Annotated in this window: 16 protein-coding genes; 9 read left to right on the top strand and 7 right to left on the bottom strand. The window is 56.7% G+C overall.

All coding sequences use genetic code 11. The features are described from left to right. Window position 1: 1 nt before the first annotated feature. A complete protein-coding gene (locus tag QMG44_RS18150; protein ID WP_020883878.1) occupies window positions 2-922 on the bottom strand; it encodes a LysR substrate-binding domain-containing protein in 921 nt (306 codons plus the stop codon). A 281-nt stretch (window positions 923-1,203) separates the two neighbouring features. Here QMG44_RS18150 and QMG44_RS18145 point away from each other — a divergent pair, with 281 nt between their 5' ends. The 5 genes from QMG44_RS18145 to QMG44_RS18125 all read left to right on the top strand — a co-directional run bounded on the left by QMG44_RS18145 (window position 1,204) and on the right by QMG44_RS18125 (window position 5,985). Then, complete coding sequence (locus QMG44_RS18145; protein ID WP_032678819.1) at window positions 1,204-2,535, top strand: MFS transporter; 1,332 nt, start codon at window positions 1,204-1,206, stop codon at window positions 2,533-2,535. Between the two features lie 36 nt (window positions 2,536-2,571). Next, window positions 2,572-3,321, top strand: a complete 750-nt coding sequence (locus QMG44_RS18140) for an SDR family NAD(P)-dependent oxidoreductase (protein WP_047742224.1) — start codon at window positions 2,572-2,574, stop codon at window positions 3,319-3,321. 12 nt (window positions 3,322-3,333) lie between these two features. Further along, the gene (locus QMG44_RS18135; RefSeq protein ID WP_047742226.1) at window positions 3,334-4,179 is read left to right on the top strand and encodes a transketolase; all 846 of its coding nucleotides are present in this window, start codon (window positions 3,334-3,336) and stop codon (window positions 4,177-4,179) included. Further along, window positions 4,179-5,177, top strand: a complete 999-nt coding sequence (locus QMG44_RS18130; RefSeq protein WP_020883880.1) for a transketolase family protein — start codon at window positions 4,179-4,181, stop codon at window positions 5,175-5,177. Before QMG44_RS18135 ends, QMG44_RS18130 begins: the two co-directional genes overlap by 1 nt. A 73-nt stretch (window positions 5,178-5,250) precedes the next feature. Further along, a complete protein-coding gene (locus tag QMG44_RS18125) occupies window positions 5,251-5,985 on the top strand; it encodes a class I SAM-dependent methyltransferase (protein WP_047742228.1) in 735 nt (244 codons plus the stop codon). Here QMG44_RS18125 and QMG44_RS18120 read toward each other — a convergent pair. Continuing rightward, a complete protein-coding gene (locus tag QMG44_RS18120; RefSeq protein WP_025203409.1) occupies window positions 5,979-6,581 on the bottom strand; it encodes a short chain dehydrogenase in 603 nt (200 codons plus the stop codon). The two genes, QMG44_RS18125 and QMG44_RS18120, sit on opposite strands and share 7 nt — an antisense overlap. Window positions 6,582-6,678: 97 nt before the next feature. On the opposite strand from QMG44_RS18120, the gene QMG44_RS18115 reads away from it, so the two are divergent. The 3 genes from QMG44_RS18115 to QMG44_RS18105 all read left to right on the top strand — a co-directional run bounded on the left by QMG44_RS18115 (window position 6,679) and on the right by QMG44_RS18105 (window position 9,439). After that, window positions 6,679-7,587: a LysR family transcriptional regulator gene (locus QMG44_RS18115; RefSeq protein ID WP_086532187.1), complete on the top strand. Its 909-nt coding sequence runs from the start codon at window positions 6,679-6,681 to the stop codon at window positions 7,585-7,587. Between the two features lie 66 nt (window positions 7,588-7,653). After that, window positions 7,654-8,835: a PLP-dependent aminotransferase family protein gene (locus tag QMG44_RS18110; protein ID WP_014171291.1), complete on the top strand. Its 1,182-nt coding sequence runs from the start codon at window positions 7,654-7,656 to the stop codon at window positions 8,833-8,835. A gap of 85 nt (window positions 8,836-8,920) precedes the next feature. After that, entirely contained in the window at window positions 8,921-9,439 is a 519-nt protein-coding gene (locus QMG44_RS18105) for a DUF6622 family protein (protein WP_165764047.1), read from the top strand. A gap of 2 nt (window positions 9,440-9,441) precedes the next feature. Here QMG44_RS18105 and QMG44_RS18100 read toward each other — a convergent pair whose 3' ends face one another. Further along, window positions 9,442-9,861, bottom strand: coding sequence for a hypothetical protein (locus QMG44_RS18100; protein ID WP_086532189.1), 420 nt, complete (start codon window positions 9,859-9,861; stop codon window positions 9,442-9,444). 69 nt (window positions 9,862-9,930) lie between these two features. Between QMG44_RS18100 and QMG44_RS18095 the strand changes: the two genes are divergently transcribed. Next, entirely contained in the window at window positions 9,931-10,689 is a 759-nt protein-coding gene (locus QMG44_RS18095) for a helix-turn-helix domain-containing protein (protein WP_232937732.1), read from the top strand. On the opposite strand, the gene nudI is transcribed toward QMG44_RS18095, so the two are convergent. From nudI to QMG44_RS18075, 4 genes are all read right to left on the bottom strand, one after another. Beyond that, on the bottom strand, window positions 10,661-11,086 hold the full coding sequence (gene nudI / locus QMG44_RS18090; protein WP_032678812.1) for a nucleoside triphosphatase NudI: 426 nt from the start codon (window positions 11,084-11,086) through the stop codon (window positions 10,661-10,663). The two genes, QMG44_RS18095 and nudI, sit on opposite strands and share 29 nt — an antisense overlap. A gap of 171 nt (window positions 11,087-11,257) precedes the next feature. Beyond that, window positions 11,258-12,427, bottom strand: coding sequence for an HlyD family efflux transporter periplasmic adaptor subunit (locus QMG44_RS18085; RefSeq protein WP_086462978.1), 1,170 nt, complete (start codon window positions 12,425-12,427; stop codon window positions 11,258-11,260). A 10-nt stretch (window positions 12,428-12,437) separates the two neighbouring features. Next, on the bottom strand, window positions 12,438-14,636 hold the full coding sequence (locus QMG44_RS18080; protein WP_086532190.1) for a type I secretion system permease/ATPase: 2,199 nt from the start codon (window positions 14,634-14,636) through the stop codon (window positions 12,438-12,440). Continuing rightward, on the bottom strand, window positions 14,633-16,036 hold the full coding sequence (locus tag QMG44_RS18075; RefSeq protein ID WP_032678810.1) for a TolC family outer membrane protein: 1,404 nt from the start codon (window positions 16,034-16,036) through the stop codon (window positions 14,633-14,635). The genes QMG44_RS18080 and QMG44_RS18075 overlap by 4 nt, the downstream gene beginning before the upstream one ends. Window positions 16,037-16,061 lie beyond the last annotated feature (25 nt).

Below are 16,061 nucleotides of genomic sequence, written 5' to 3'. Positions count from 1 at the left end.
GCTACAGGTGATACCCCGACAGACGCAGCTCGCGATCAATCCACTCAACAAACTGCTGGATCTTCCAGGTGCGCTCGTTCATGTGCGGCATCACCAGATGATGCGCATTAATGGCGATCCCCGTTTCATCTGGTAGCACCTGCACCAGGGAGCCATCGTTCAGGTGATCGGTGGCCATCATCTTGCTTTCCAGAATAAATCCCAGCCCCATGCGCGCGGCTTCAAAGCTCATGTAGGAACGATCAAAACTCAGGCTGAAGTTGAGCCAGGGGCGGTCGATATTGTGCCAGGCAAACCATTTTTCCCAGTTGACGAGGGTGCTGGTCGACGAGATAAGCGCCTGTGAAAGCAGGTCCTGCGGCGTGTTGACGGGATGTGCGCGCAGATATGCCGGTGAGGCCAGCACCACCAGCGCATCGTTTTTAATGGTCATGACCCTGTAAGCGTCCCAGTCCGGGATGCCGTGGCGAATATCAATATCGATGTTATCGCGTGCAAACTGCAGGTTCTCATAGGAGCAGGAAAGATTGACCGTAATATCCGGGTATTCACTGCGAAATTTGCCGAGCCGGCGCAACAACCACGTCAGGCCAAACGTTGGTGAAGAGTGAACGCGCAATACCGGATTATCGGCCTCTTTCATCACCTGTTCGGTTGCACGGCCGATGGCGCTCATCGCTGCGGAGACGTCGCGCAGATATTTTTCCCCCGTCGGGGTCAGGGTCACGCCTTTGCCGCTGCGGATAAATAACTTCTTCCCCATCCAGGATTCCAGCGAGGCGATCTGATGACTGACGGCTGACGCGGTGACGTTAAGCTGTTCGGCCGCCAGATGGATACTGAGAGAGTTGGCCACGGCGATAAAGGACTGAATATTTCGCAGTGAGGGTATGGGGAGGGTCTGGCGATCCTGCGCGGGCATGGCCCACTCCTTTTAAACGAGACAATTTTAAAAAACATAACATTGCGGCATCGCGTCAGCAATTTTTACCCGGCTGAATGGATTAAACATGATCCTGTTCACAGTGTTTTATCGATGAATATTGATGAGGGTTACATTTTATTTTTATGACCTGCATCGCGTATCAAATTTATCTCAGCAATAAATGAGTTTTATTGAATGGTGTTTCGTTCGATAGCCGATATATTGACGTTGAACGCATAAATAAAACGACTCACGTTGTTCGAATAATGAGGTAAAACATGTCTCGTATAGAACAAGTTGCCCCCTACATAGCGACAAAGAAAACCAATTACCGGTTCGTTGTGCTGGCATTAATTTTTATTGTGTATGCCATTAACTATGCCGACCGAACAAATATTGGTGCTGTACTTCCTTTTATCATCGACGAGTTTCATATCAATAATTTCGAAGCCGGTGCGATCGCCAGTATGTTCTTTTTGGGATACGCCCTGAGCCAAATACCGGCGGGCTTTTTTATCGCCAAAAAGGGCATTCGCGGGATGGTGGCGCTGTCGATATTTGGCTTCTCGGCGTTTACCTGGTTGATGGGGACTGCGACCTCAGTGCTGGGCCTGAAGTTTATCCGCCTGGGGCTGGGGTTAACCGAGGGGCCATGCCCGGTGGGGTTGGCATCAACGATCAATAACTGGTTTCCACCAAAAGAGAAGGCCACAGCGACCGGCGTCTATATTGCTGCCACCATGTTTGCCCCCATCCTGGTGCCGCCGCTGGCAGTGTGGATTGCCATGACCTGGGGCTGGCGCTGGGTCTTTTTCTCTTTTGCTATTCCGGGGCTGGTCATTGCTGTCCTGTGGTATTTACTGGTACGTACCCGGCCTTCCGAGAGCCCTTTCGTGTCAAAGGCCGAACTGGAGACCATTACCGCAGGTCAGGCGACACCGGATGCCAGACGGGAAAATATCGTGATTTCCCCCGGCTTCTCCCGCCTTGACCGTCTGATTCGCGTACGGGATCTGTCGCCCATCAGCACGGTAAAAGGTCTGTTCACATCGAAAAATATTCTCGGTGACTGTGTGGCCTACTTCATGATGGTCAGCGTGCTGTATGGCCTGTTGACCTGGATACCGCTTTATCTGGTGAAAGAAAAAGGCTTTACGTTCATGAGCATGGGCCTCGTCGCGAGTATGCCGTGTATCGGCGGTTTTATCGGCGCGATTTTTGGCGGCTATGTCTCCGATAAATGGCTCGGGCGCAGGCGTAAACCGACCATGATGTTTACAGCCATCAGCACCGTACTGATGATGGTCATCATGCTGAATATCCCGCAAAGCACCGTTGCGGTTTGTGTCGGCCTCTTTTTTGTTGGTCTCTGTCTGAATATAGGCTGGCCCGCCTTCACCGCTTATGGAATGGCCGTCGCGGACAGCAAAACGTATCCCATCGCCGCATCAATTATTAATAGCGGCGGTAATCTCGGCGGATTTGTTTCGCCGATGCTGGCAGGTTATCTGCTGGATAAAACTGGAAGCTTTAATTCTGTCTTTATTTATTTCGGTATTTGCGCAGCAATTGGATTAGTCATGATTATCTTGCTGGAAGAACCGAAGTAATAAATAAAACCTCTCTTACAATACTGGAGTAAATATATGCTTCTGAAAGATAAAGTCGCCGTGATTACCGGCGCGGCTTCTGTGCGCGGTTTGGGTTTCGCCACGGCAAAATTATATGCCGAGCAGGGCGCGAAAGTGGTCATTATTGATTTAGATGCCGAGGCCAGCCAGCGTGCGGCTGCATGTCTGGGTGAAGGGCATCTGGGGCTTGCGGCAAACGTCAGCAACGAGTTGCAGGTGAACGCAGCCATTGAGCAGGTTCTGGGTCAATATGGGCGCATCGACATTCTGGTGAATAACGCCGGGATAACCCAGCCGCTCAAACTGATGGATATTAAGCGCGACAATTACGATGCCGTACTGGATGTCAGCCTGCGCGGTACGCTGCTGATGTCCCAGGCGGTGATTCCCACTCTGCGCGCACAGAAGTCCGGCAGCATTGTCTGTATCTCTTCAGTTTCGGCACAGCGCGGCGGCGGTATTTTTGGCGGCCCGCACTACAGCGCTGCAAAAGCCGGCGTGCTGGGGCTGGCCAAAGCCATGGCCCGTGAGCTTGGGCCGGATAACGTGCGCGTGAACTGCATCACCCCGGGGCTTATCCAGACGGACATCACCGCTGGCAAGCTGAGCGATGAGATGAAAACCGCCATTCTGGCGGGTATTCCGCTCAACCGTCTTGGTGATGCACAGGATGTTGCCCGTGCCGCGCTGTTCCTGGGCAGCGATCTCTCTTCTTATTCCACCGGTATCACGCTCGACGTGAACGGCGGCATGCTGATCCATTAAGGGGAGACGAGAATGACGAATACGACAGTTCAACAGGTTGCCGCGGCCGCGTGGCGCATTCGCCGCTACGCGCTGCGAATGGGCGAAGTACAAGGTCAGGGCTATATCGGTCAGGCGCTGGGCTATGCCGACGTGCTGGCAACTGCGTTTGCGCACGGTATGACCTTCAGGGCTCAGGAGCCGGAGTGGGAAGGCCGCGACCGCTTCTTGCTCTCCCACGGACATTACGCCATTGCGTATTATGCGGCGCTGATCGAGGCGGGGATCGTTCCTGAAGAGGAACTTGAAACCTACGGCTCGGATGACAGCCGCCTGCCGATGTCCGGCATGGCAACGTATACACCCGGCATGGAGATCTCCGGCGGTTCTCTGGGGCAGGGACTCAGCATTGGTGTGGGAATGGCGCTGGGGCTGAAACACAAACAGAGCACGGCGTGGGTAATTAACTCCATGTCTGACGGTGAGCTGGACGAAGGTTCAACCTGGGAAGCCGCCATGTCAGCCGCGCATCATGGGCTCTCGAATCTGATTGTGCTGGTGGACATTAACCGGCAACAGGCGGACGGTAATTCACATAACATCCTCGGTTTTGAGCCGCTGGAAGATAAGTGGACCTCCTTTGGCTGGTATGTACAACGCGTTAACGGTAACGATATCCCCGCGCTGGTGTCGGCGTTTGATAATGCCAGACGCTATCCCGAACAACAGCCGCGCGTCATCTTGTGCGACACGCTGATGGGCAAGGGCGTACCTTTCCTCGAGCAGCGTGACAAGAACCATTTTATTCGCGTGGATGCCGATGAGTGGCAAAAGGCGCTCGCCGTGCTCGATGCGAATAAACCAGAAGGAGTCCTGTAATGAGCCAGCCTGTCGAAAATAAACCGCGTTTAACCACCTCCGCCATGATTGCCTCGATTGCAGAGGAAGGGCAGGAAACCCGGGCCGCGCCGTTTGGCCACGCGCTGGTGAAACTGGCGGCTCAGCGTCAGAACATTGTCGGCATGACGGCAGATTTGTCGAAATATACCGACCTGCATATCTTTGCCCAGGCATACCCTGAACGTTTCTTCCAGATGGGAATGGCGGAACAGCTGTTAATGGGGGCGGCAGGTGGGATGGCCAAAGAGGGCTTTATTCCCTTTGCCACCACCTATGCCGTGTTCGCCACCCGCCGTGCCTACGATTTTATTCATCAGGTCATTGCTGAGGAACACCTCAACGTCAAGATTTGCGCCGCGCTACCGGGGTTGACCACCGGCTACGGGCCAAGCCATCAGGCAACGGAAGATATTGCGATCATGCGCGGCATTCCGGGCATGACCATTATCGATCCTTGCGATGCGATTGACACTGAACAGGCGGTGCCTGCCATTGCCAGCCACGAAGGGCCGGTTTATATGCGTTTGTTACGCGGTAAGGTTCCGGTGGTGCTGGATCAGTACAATTACCGGTTTGAAATAGGCAAAGCCGCGCTGCTGGAAGAGGGCAGTGATGTGCTGATTATCGCCTCAGGGCTGATGACCATGCGCGCACTGGAGGCGGCAAAGCAGTTGCGCAAGGATAATGTCAGCGTGGCGGTACTTCACTCACCCACGATTAAGCCCCTGGATGAAGCGACCATTCTGGCACAAGCCGCGAAACCCGGACGTCTGGTTATTGTGGCTGAAAACCACAGTAGCGTTGGCGGGCTTTGTGAAGCCGTGGCGTCGCTGTTGATGCGCCATCGCGTTAACGTCGACTTTGACACCGTTGCGTTGCCGGATGCTTTCCTTGATGCGGGTGCGCTACCGACCCTTCACGCGCGTTACGGGATTTCGACTGCCGCCATGGTGGAGAAGATCCGGCGCAGACTCTGATTTTCAGACGGGTATGTTGTCAACGGGCGAGGGGTGTTTTACCCTCGCCTCTGTTGCGATAAAGGAGTCCGTCATGGCACAAAACATCTACGACAACCCGGCGTTTTTTGAAGGCTATGCCCGGCTACCGCGTTCGGTGCAGGGTCTGGACGGCGCACCGGAATGGCCTGCGCTGAAAAGCATGCTGCCACCGTTATCCGGCAAGTCAGTTATCGATCTTGGCTGCGGTTACGGCTGGTTCTGTCGCGCTGCACGCGCGCTGGGGGCGGCAGAAGTGACCGGCGTTGATCTCTCCGAAAAGATGCTCGCCCGGGCGGCTGAACTGACGGATGACGCGAAAATTCACTATCAGCGCAGCGATCTGGCATCTCTGGCGTTACCTGAGAACAGCGTTGATTTGATCTACAGTTCACTGGCGCTGCACTACCTGCCGGCGCTGGATTCCCTGTTTGAGAAAATCCGGCGGGCGCTTAAACCCGGCGGCAGCTTCGTCTTTTCAATGGAACATCCGATTTATACCTGCGCCACACGTCAGGGCTGGCTGACCGACGACAACGGCGAGCGTTTCTGGGGCGTTAATCGCTATCAGGATGAGGGCGAGCGCGTCAGCAACTGGCTGGCAGACGGGGTGATCAAATACCACCGTACGCTCGGTACCACGCTCAATGCGCTTATTAAGGCGGGGCTGACAATAACGGAAGTGAACGAATGGGGACCAACGCAGGCACAAATTGATGCCTGGCCCGCGCTGGCCGAAGAGGCGGAACGTCCGATGCTGGTCCTGATTTCTGCCGCTAAGGCTCAGTAACCCACTTTATACACCCGTCCATTCTGCACTCCTTCCACGCTGCGACGATAGGCCTGCGCCACCGTTGCGGCGGGAACACTTTCAAAGCCCGGGAAGAAGCCTTCGTACGCTTCCGCTGATTCGGTAAGTACCGTCGGGCTAATCAGGTTGATGCGGATCCCGCGCGGCAGTTCACAGGCCGCGGCGCGGACAAACCCTTCCAGGGCGGCGTTCACCGTGGTGGCATTCACCCCCTGAGCGATAGGCTCATGCGCCACGATCCCGCTTATCAGGGTGATGGAGCCGCCTTCGTTGAGATAATGCTGGCCGGTCAACGCCAGACGAACCTGTCCCAGCAGCTTATCCTGCAAGCCCTGGTTGAAATCGCTGTCTTTCATGGTCGCGAGCGGGCCGAAGTGCAGGCCGCCACTGGCAGAGACAATCGCATCCACCGCACCGATGTTTTCAAACAATGCCTGCACGCTGGCCTGAGAGGTGATATCCACCTGGTAGTCGCCCTGCGTGCGACCCACGCGGATCACGTCGTGGCGACGGCTCAGCTCTTCTGTTACCGCACGACCGACCGTACCGCTGGCACCAATAATCACGATTTTCATAGCTGACTCCTTAGGTTGTGAGCCTTCATTCTTTAATAAATCAAAACTCAGATAAACTGGGCTAAAGTTAGAGGATTGCTAACCAAGGGTTTGGAATATGGATAAGCTTCGCAGCATGGAGACCTTCATTGCTGTCGTTGAGAGCGGCAGTTTTACCGGCGCGGCAGGCCGGCTGGAGATGTCGGCGGTGATGGTGGGGAAGTACATTGCGTTGCTGGAGTCTCAGCTCGGCACCCGGCTGCTGGAGCGAAACACGCGGCGTCAAAGTCTGACGGACGCCGGGCGGGTCTATTTCGACGAGGCAAAGCGGGTGCTGGAGCAGGTCTCTATCGCCGAAAGCGCGGTTGAGCGACTGCGTGCCGCCCCAGCCGGGACTTTGCGGGTCACGGCGCCCACCTCGTTTGGGGGGTGTGTGATAGCCCCTCTCACCGCGACCTTTTTGCAGCGCTACCCGGACGTGCGCGTGGAGCTGGATCTGACCAACCGGATGGTGGATCTGGTGGATGAAGGGGTCGATCTGGCCATTCGCATCGGTGACATTCATAACGACGATCTGGTGGCGAAGTACCTCTGCCCGTACCGAATGGTGATCTGCGCGGCCCCGGCGTATCTGGCGCGTTACGGCACGCCGCGAACGCCTGCCGATCTGGCGGATCATCTCTGCCTGTCACACACGGTGTGGACCGCGCGTAACGAATGGCGGCTACCGGGGATTGAAGGCGAGATGCGCTGGAAACGCGATGCCATTCTGCGCTGCAACGATGGCTATGGGCTACGGATGGCGGCGAGAGCGGGGGCGGGATTATTACTGCAACCCGAAGTGCTGGTGGCGGAAGAGCTGGCGAGCGGCAGGCTGGTGCAGGTGCTGGAGAACTACACGCCTGCGCCACGACCGGTACATTTGCTGTGGCGCCAGGATTTACGTCCGCTACCCAAGCTCACGCAATTTGTCGCGCATATTCTGCAGGGCGCGGAATATTTCGGCCATGCCGTTGAAGAAAAGTAATTATCAAAGCCGCAGACTTATGCTACTAAGATTAGGCACATTATAAAAAAAGAAGGTAAGCAAAGAATGTCTGTGAATAAACTCGCCAGCAGCGCACAGGGCCTGCAATCATCTGCCATCCGTGAATTATTAAAACATAGCAAAATGGCCGGGGTGATTTCGCTGGGTGGCGGTATTCCTAACCCTGCACTGTTCGATCATGAAGGCCTGAAAATTGCCGCTGATGCCGTATTATCACAGCATTTTGGTGAAGCTTTTCAGTACGGTCTGACCGAAGGCATCCCGGGGCTGCGTGAAGAAATTAAGCTCATCTGTGAAGGCCGTGGGATCGCCTGCAAGGCCGATGACGTGGTCATTACGTCCGGTTCGCAACAATCTCTCGACGTGCTGGCGCGGGCGTTAATTAACCCGGGCGATACCGTCGTCGTCGAACGTCCAACGTATCTCGCTGCACTGCAGGTATTTGGTCTGGCACAGGCCAAATTTGAATCCGTGGGCACCGATGGCGACGGAATGAAAGTGGATGAACTTGAAGCACTGGTGGCGAATAAAACCATCAAGGCGGTTTATATTGTTCCGACATTTGGTAATCCGGGTGGGGTAACGCTTTCTGAGGTGCGTCGTAAACAGCTGGTGGAATTATCGAAGCGCTATGACTTCGTTATTATCGAAGACGATCCGTACAGCGAAATTAATTATACCGATGAAGTGTTCCGCCCGTTAATTGCCCATGCCAAAGATATCGGCAATGAAGAGAACGTTGTCTATACCTCGACCTTCTCCAAAATCCTCGCCCCGGGCACTCGTGTGGGCTGGGTGCTGGTACCGGAGTGGCTGAAACGCGCGGTGGTTAATCTCAAGCAAACCACCGATCTGCACACCAGCACGCTGTCACAGCTGATGACCTATGAGTACCTGAAAACCGGTCGTCTGGCCGATCAGATTAAAATGATCCGTGAAGCCTACCGCCAGAAATACCAGACCTTTGCAAATGAACTGGAGGCGGAACTGGGTGATGTCATGACGTTCCATAAGCCGAAGGGTGGAATGTTCCTGTGGGCCAAAATGAACAATGGCATCAACACCACGCGCTGGCTGGAAAAAACGTTAAGCAACGGCGTGGTTTTTGTGCCGGGTGAGTTCTTCTATTGCAATGAGCCAGACCATACGACGCTGCGCATGTCGTTTGTCACGCCAACCGATGAAGAGCTGAAAGAGGCGGTTCGTCGCCTGAAAAAATCGCTGTAACAGACCTGCGCATAATGGCACCTGTGCTGTTATGCGCATTACTTGTGCAGTGCGGCCAGCGCCGCAAGCGTTCATGGTGAACCCCATGTTTGAATTTCTGATCGGTATCCTCACGCACACCCCCGTCTGGGTGTGGGTTCTGTTTATTTTTCTCATCTCCCGCGGCCTCAACGCCCGTAAGCCTGCCACCGTTACGCTGGAAAGGCTGGCCATCATTCCTGCCATTTTTCTTATCTGGGATATCTACGATCTGGTGGTCTATCGCGATCTTACTCTCGCGACGGTGGCCCTTTGGGTTGCGGGGATTGTGGCGGGCGCGGCGCTGGGGTATGTGCTGATTAAGCAGACGGTCATCACCCGCACCGACGCGCCGCGCACCCTTTATCGCCAGCCGGACTACACGGCACTGCCGTTTATGATGCTGGCATTTGGGGTAAAATACGTGCTGGGGGTGATGAACGCCCTCTCTCCCCATACGTTGCAACAGCCCGCCATGAGCGCGCTGGCGATAGTCTCCGGCGGGGTATTTGCCGGGGTCTTTATCGGGAAGTTTACGCGCTATGTGAGTGTGTATCTCAGCGGCGCACCGCAACCGGCTGAGTAACGTTAGCCCGTTGCATGGGCCAGCGCGCGAGCAGAAGCTTCACCGTTAGCTACTCGCGTGACTTCGTGGATCCGGCAGATTTTTCCTGTGCATAGCGTGGCAAACATATAAACCTCTATTTCAGCCTGATGGCCTTCGGGATACGTGACGGTCACGATATGCCGGTCAGCCAGCAGTGTGTCATGACACCCTATCTGTTCCACGCGGAAGGCGATATCGCGGATCTGCGAACGCACGTGCTCCAGGTGCTGAATAAAGCCAGAATAATCAAGAGAGTGACCGTCCGTGATCTGCTGATACTCTGGCGAAAAAACGTCTTTCGGATCAATCTCGCCTTTAAACAGGCCGGTCAGTAAACGGGACATTTCCTCACGCAAAATAGCATTGTCAGACTGGGTAATCAGGCGGGTGATGATGTTCATGATGACTCCTCGTTGCGTTGAGCCGCCATTATCCTTGACAGACAGAGACGTAGTTTCTGTAATAAGCCAATGAATACCGATTTTCGGCCAAATTACGTGGTCAGCTTTGAGACACTTTTGCATCCAGGTGGATACCATACGCCGTGGCACAGCCATCAGGCCGGTCAGCTCTGGCGGATTACGACGGGTCTGCTGGTTGTCGAAACAGCGTCTGGGCGTTCGGTTGTACCGGCGCAACATATCGGCTGGATCCCGCCCGGTCAGGAGCATGCTGCCTTTTCCGGGAGTGCGATTGACGGTCATGCGATCTATCTGGATCCCGCAGGGTGTGAAGCACTACCCGGTGAAACGACGCTTTTCGAACCCGACGAGCTCACCAGCGCGCTGTTTTCACGCTTAAACGCTGAAGGACGCGGGTACGATCCGCGAAAGCTCACCCTGCTGCTGGATGAACTGGCGCGGGGCCGTCAGGTGCGCTATCTGCTGCCCATGCCAGCCGATCCCCGATTAAAGAAGGTAGCCAGCCATCTGATGCAACGTGTGGACGACAACCAGACGGTTGAGCACTATGCCTCCCTTGCGGGAATGAGCGTGCGGACATTCCACCGTCGGTTTAGCGCGGAAACGGGAATGAACGTTGTTAACTGGCGGCAACTTGCCCGCGTAATGCGGGCAATGGAGTGGCTGGCAGCAGGTAAACCGGTTGGCTGGATCGCGCTGTCTTGCGGCTACAACAGTATCAGCGCGTTTATTGAGGTTTTCAGGGCCTTTACCGGCAAAACGCCCGGGCAGTGGGCGCTTAAAGAAGCCCCTTCTGTGCGAAGGTAATGCGCGTGGCTTCGTTCAGATCCAGTGCTTTAAGTGCTTCCGGACGGACCCAGGCAACTTCCTGAAACTCGTCGTTAAACGTTACCTGCCGATTTGCGCTGATGCAGTCGAAAATCAGGTAAATCATATAAATCTCCTCCGTGGTGCCATCGGCATAGGTTTTCACCCGAATGTCATCGCGAAACGCCCAGGGTTTGACCTCCGTGATCTCCAGCGCGTCGCCCAGCTCTTCGCGAATTTCACGACGCAGCGCCTGCTCCATGGTTTCTCCCGCCTCCATCCCGCCGCCCGATAATGCCCACTGGCCGGGAAATACGCCGCGGTCATCGGCCATTTTGCACAGCAGATACGCCCCGTCGTTCTGAATGATGGGGCAGACAATAGTTCGTTGACGCATGGTTTCTTCCTGAAAAATGAGTTTGGGCTATTTTAACAGGAGGCGGAAAGGGAAAAGGTAAACGAGGTCAGACTTTCGCCGCTGGCTTAAGCGGTATTGTTGCGGGCTATGGATGCCATGACTCCGGCCCTCTTCCACAGGCAGAGGGCCGGAGAAACAAACCGCCAGTGATTAGCGCTCTCGCAGCGCCTCTTTCGCCCGGTTGAACGGCTTGATCATGTAATCCAGTACCGTTTTCTCACCGGTTTTAATGTCCACCGTCGCAATCATCCCCGGCACGATTGAGAAGTGCCGGCCTGCTTTATTCACCAGGTAATCCTGGCTGGTGCGGATAAATACCCGGTAATAGAACACCTCCGGCTTGGCTTCGTCCTGAATGGTGTCCGGCGAAATGGTTTCAACCACACCGTGCAGCCCGCCATAAATGGCGTAATCGTAGGCGGTGATTTTTACCAGCGCTTCCTGATTCGGGTGGATAAAGGCGATATCGCGCGGGGAGAGGCGGGTTTCGATCAGCAGGTGATCGTCCACCGGTACAATCTCCATCAGCTCGCCGTTAGGCGGGATGACGCCACCAATGGTGGTGACTTTGATGTTTTTCACGATCCCGCGCACCGGAGATTTCACCGTTAAGCGGGTCACTGAATCCTCGCGGCCTTTGAGGATCGCCGAGACCATATCCACTTCAGCGTTGGCCTTGGATAACGCCTCGCGGGCCTGAACATAGTACTGGGATCGCACGTCGGTGAGTTTCAGCTCCAGATCGCTTTTCTGCCGCTGCAGGCGCAGTACCTCCACGTGGCTGGCGGCGCCGGTTTTCACCAGACGCTGAGTGATCGCCAGCTCCTTATTCGCAAGATCCAATGCCGCACGCAGCTCCCGCTGGGTATCTTCCAGCTGCGCACGGCGTGAATTATAGAGCCGGGTTTCGGCGGCGGTCAGATCGGTCCACTTCGCCAGCGAAGGGGGAAATTTCAGTGGCAGATCGTTTACCTCGGCGTACAGTCGCACGCTGGAGGCCAGCGAGGCACGGTAGCGCGCCGCGCTTTCACCAACGTTAGATTCTGAACGCGTGGGATCGAGCCGCGCCAGCACTTGTCCGGCCTGCACCTGGTCACCCTCATGGACGTTCAGCTCGGTAAGGATCCCCCCGTCGAGCGACTGTAAAACCTGCTCGCGCGAACTGGGGATCACTTTGCCCGTGCCGGTTGAGACTTCATCCAGCACGCCAAACCACGCCCAGACGCCAAGTACCACGAACATCAGTAAAGAGAAGATAACAATCCGCCGCGCACCGGTGTAGCCGCTTTCGGAGTCGAGCGCATTGTCCAGGTCGTCCATTGCGGCGACGTCACGCTGACTGATTTTCATTTTTCCACTCCCGTCCTGTTGCTGCCTGCTGCTGCTGTTGCTGCATGCGGCTGTTGTTCAGCGCCTGCGCTTTCGGCGCGTCCATCACCAGCATTCCCTCTTTGAGCACCACGACGCGCTCCACCAGTTCCAGCACCGGCACGCGATGCGTGGCGACAATCAGGGTGCGGTTGCCAAGCCAGGCGGTCAGACGCTGGATAAATTCCCGCTCGGTGTGCTCATCGAGCGACGCAGTCGGTTCATCCATCAGCACAATATTGGGGTCGCGAAGCAGCATGCGCGTCAGCAGAATGGATTGCCGCTGGCCGCCGGATAACCCCACGCCATTCTCCATAATCGGGTAGTCCAGACCCTTCGGCAGTTTCTGCACAAAGCCCGCAGCGCCGGTTAACTCCAGCACCTCGAAAATCTCCTCATCGGTGGCGCGCGGCATGCCGAGGGTGATGTTTTCGCGCAGGGTGCCGTAAAAGAGCCGGGCGTTCTGGGTCATAAAGCCGACGTTACGCCGGACATCGGCGACATCGAGGTGCGGGAGGCTGAAGTTATCGAGCCGCAATTCACCGCCGGCGAGATCCATTCCGCCCGCCATCGCCTGCAGCAGGGTCGATTTTCCGGCGCCGTTACGCCCGAGGATCGCCACTTTTTCACCTGGCTTAATCTCCAGACGGTTAATGCGCAGGGCCATGCGCGGATCTTCCGGGTGATAGCGGAACTGCGCCTGCTCGAAAAGATAGTGACCGCGCAGTACGTCCTGGCGGATCGGCGTCTCCTCACGCTGGTTTTCTGTGGGGAGCTGCATGATGCTGTCCAGTCCCTCTTTCGCCGCTTTGACCTGCTGCCAGCGCGCCAGCACGCCGCACAGGGTGGCCATCGGAGCGATCATGCGCGAGGCCAGCATCGAGGCGGCGACCACCGAACCGGTCGTCAGCGTGCCGTCGATCACCATCGGCGCACCGACCACGATCACCCCGGCATAGACCAGGCTCTGAATCGTCATTCCCCAGCTGATCAGGTTCTGGGTCAGTTCACGGGTGCGCAGGCCAGATTCAGCGGTGATCTGGATGTAGCTGTTCCACTGCTGCAAAAAGCGGTTTTCCGCCTGCATCAGCTTTATGTCCTCCAGCCCCTGCACGCTCTCCACCAGCACGGCGTTGCGCAGGGTGGATTCGTGCGCCGACTGCTTCGCGAGCTCTGCCAGCTTTTTCTGCAGCAGCAGACCGGGCAGGACCATGATCACCGCGGCGACCGGTGCGATCCACGCCAGTTGGGGAGCGATGATTGCCAGCACCACCACGAACAGGAAAAAGAAGGGCAGATCGACAATTGTGGAGATGGTGGAGGAGGTGACCATCTCGCGGATCTGCTCCAGCTCGCGTAGCTGGGAGATAAAGCTGCCGGTCGAGCGAGGGATAGCGCTGTTGCGCAGTCGCAGGGCGTGACCGAAGACCCGATCCGATACGCGCAGATCGGAGCGTTTGCCCAGCAGATCCATAATGTGCCCGCGTGCCACGCGCAGCACAAAGCCAAACAGGGTGGCGATCAGCACGCCGATGGTCAGGACATACAGCGTCGGGTAGGACTGCGCGGGGATCACCCGGTCATACACCTGCATGGAAAAGACAATCCCCGACAGGGACAGGACGTTAATGAACAGCGCGGCGAGCATCACCCAGCTGTAGGGGCGCAAGTCGCGCATCACCAGCCGGTAAAGCCAGTCCGGACGGTATTTCGAAATATAGGCATCCACGCGGCTGTCTTTCAGCGCGGCCAGTGGACGCAGGGCAATGACGTGGCGGATGGCGGGCAGCATGGCGGTCATCGAAAGCCGGTTGGTGTAGGTCTGATCGTCGAAAAAGCTGACCTCCAGCGTATCGTCGCCATCGAAATGTTCGATCACGCCGATCCTGCCGTCGTTCATTGCCGCCACGACCGGCAGACGCCAGCTGTTGATCGCTTGCTGATCCGCCGTCAGCAGCTGAAACGACAGCCCTGCTTCACGGGCCAGTTGAGTCAGTGCGGGCACCATCGGTTTGCCTTTTAGCCACGGCGCGCCCGCGAGCAGTGCACCGGGGGAGCAGGCGACGCGGTAGCGCGTGGCGACAAAACCAAAGGCCTGCGCCCACTGCGCCAGGGCCTCATCCGTCATGGTCTCACCTTGCGGGATATCGCGTTGCTTCATGGCTGGATCTCCACGGTCTGGATGGTGCGGTTATCAAGATCGAACGCGTGACGCAATTGCCCGGTGTTATAGAGGCAGTTGAGCTGCAATTGGTGCAACTGTCCGAGGGTCTGCTGCTGGGTAAAACGCGCCTGATAGACCTCCTGCTCGGCGTTAAGCACATCGAGCAGCGGGCGCGAACCCAGATCGAGATATTGCTGCTGATAGAGTTCACGGGTGCGGGCGCTGAGCGCCTCCTGACGGCCCTGAATCTGCAGCGTGCTCAGCAGGCTTAATACCTGGCTGCGCGACTCCAGCAGTTTCTGGCGTACCTCGAGGCGGGTACGCTGAATGGTGGACTGTGCGGCTTCTACCGCGTGGCCTGCGGCGTTACGCCGGGCGGTGAGGCCGCCGCCCTGATAGAGCGGCATCTGCACTTTCACCCATGCAGAGTATTGGGTGCGATCCCGCGTTTCGTTACCCGCATAGCGTTCGTTCAGGTAGTGGCGCACCTCCGGCTCCAGCGAGACGGTCGGTGTCATCTGGGCGTCGGCGTAGTCGAGATTGGCCTGGGCGACGTTAGCCTGCGCCCAGGCGGCTAATACTGCCGGGACCAGACGATCGTCCGGCTCGGCAATGTCGCAGCTGCGGGCCAGCTTTTGTGGAAAATCGTTGCTGATCGTGTTGAGGGTGTTCCAGCCAAGGAAGCTCATCAACGTGGCACGGGCGCTGTCGAGGCTGGCCTGGTACTGCATCAGCTGGGCGCGCGCGCCTTCGATACGTGCATCGGTCTGCACCACGTCAGAGAGTGAGGTGGCTCCTTCGTCATTACGCTGGCGGGTGAGGGTACCAATCGAAGAGAGCGCCTCAAGCTGCTCTTTGGCGGTGTCGACCATTTGCTGCCAGGTTTGCACCTGCACCATCGCGATGGCGGTATCGTGAGCGATGGTGTCGATGCTGACCAGCACGTTGGCCTGCTGCTGGGCGACGCCGGCATTTTCCGCACGCACCTGGCTTGCCACCTTGCCAAAGTCGTACAGCATTTGTGAGAGGGAGAGCACCAGCGACGGAGTAAAGCCATTATCGTCGCCGTCGTGGGTATAACCGTTATCCATGCCGGCATTAATTTGCGGATAGTATTTCGATTTGGCGACGTCCACCTCTTCGCTTTGTTGGTAGAGTTTCCCCACGGCTTCACTGATGGCCGGGTGCCAGGTGACGGCGCGGTTGACGGCTTCGCCAAGCTGCAGCGTGCCGGGGGCAGCCTTGCCGACGACAGGTGCCACGCGGCCATTCAGAGAGGGGAGTTCCTGCGTTTCACGGAGTTGTCCGGTATTGATCATCGCCGCCGGCGTCGCGGAGAGGGCGGGCACAGATATCAGGCAGCACGAGAGCCACCAGTAAGGCATCTTCATTCCCATGTCTTATCCCTAATAAAAATGTACT

It is taken from the genome of Enterobacter sp. 200527-13 (assembly GCF_027924865.1).
Classification (GTDB): domain Bacteria; phylum Pseudomonadota; class Gammaproteobacteria; order Enterobacterales; family Enterobacteriaceae; genus Enterobacter; species Enterobacter ludwigii.
This window is presented reverse-complemented; position numbering and strand designations above follow the sequence as displayed.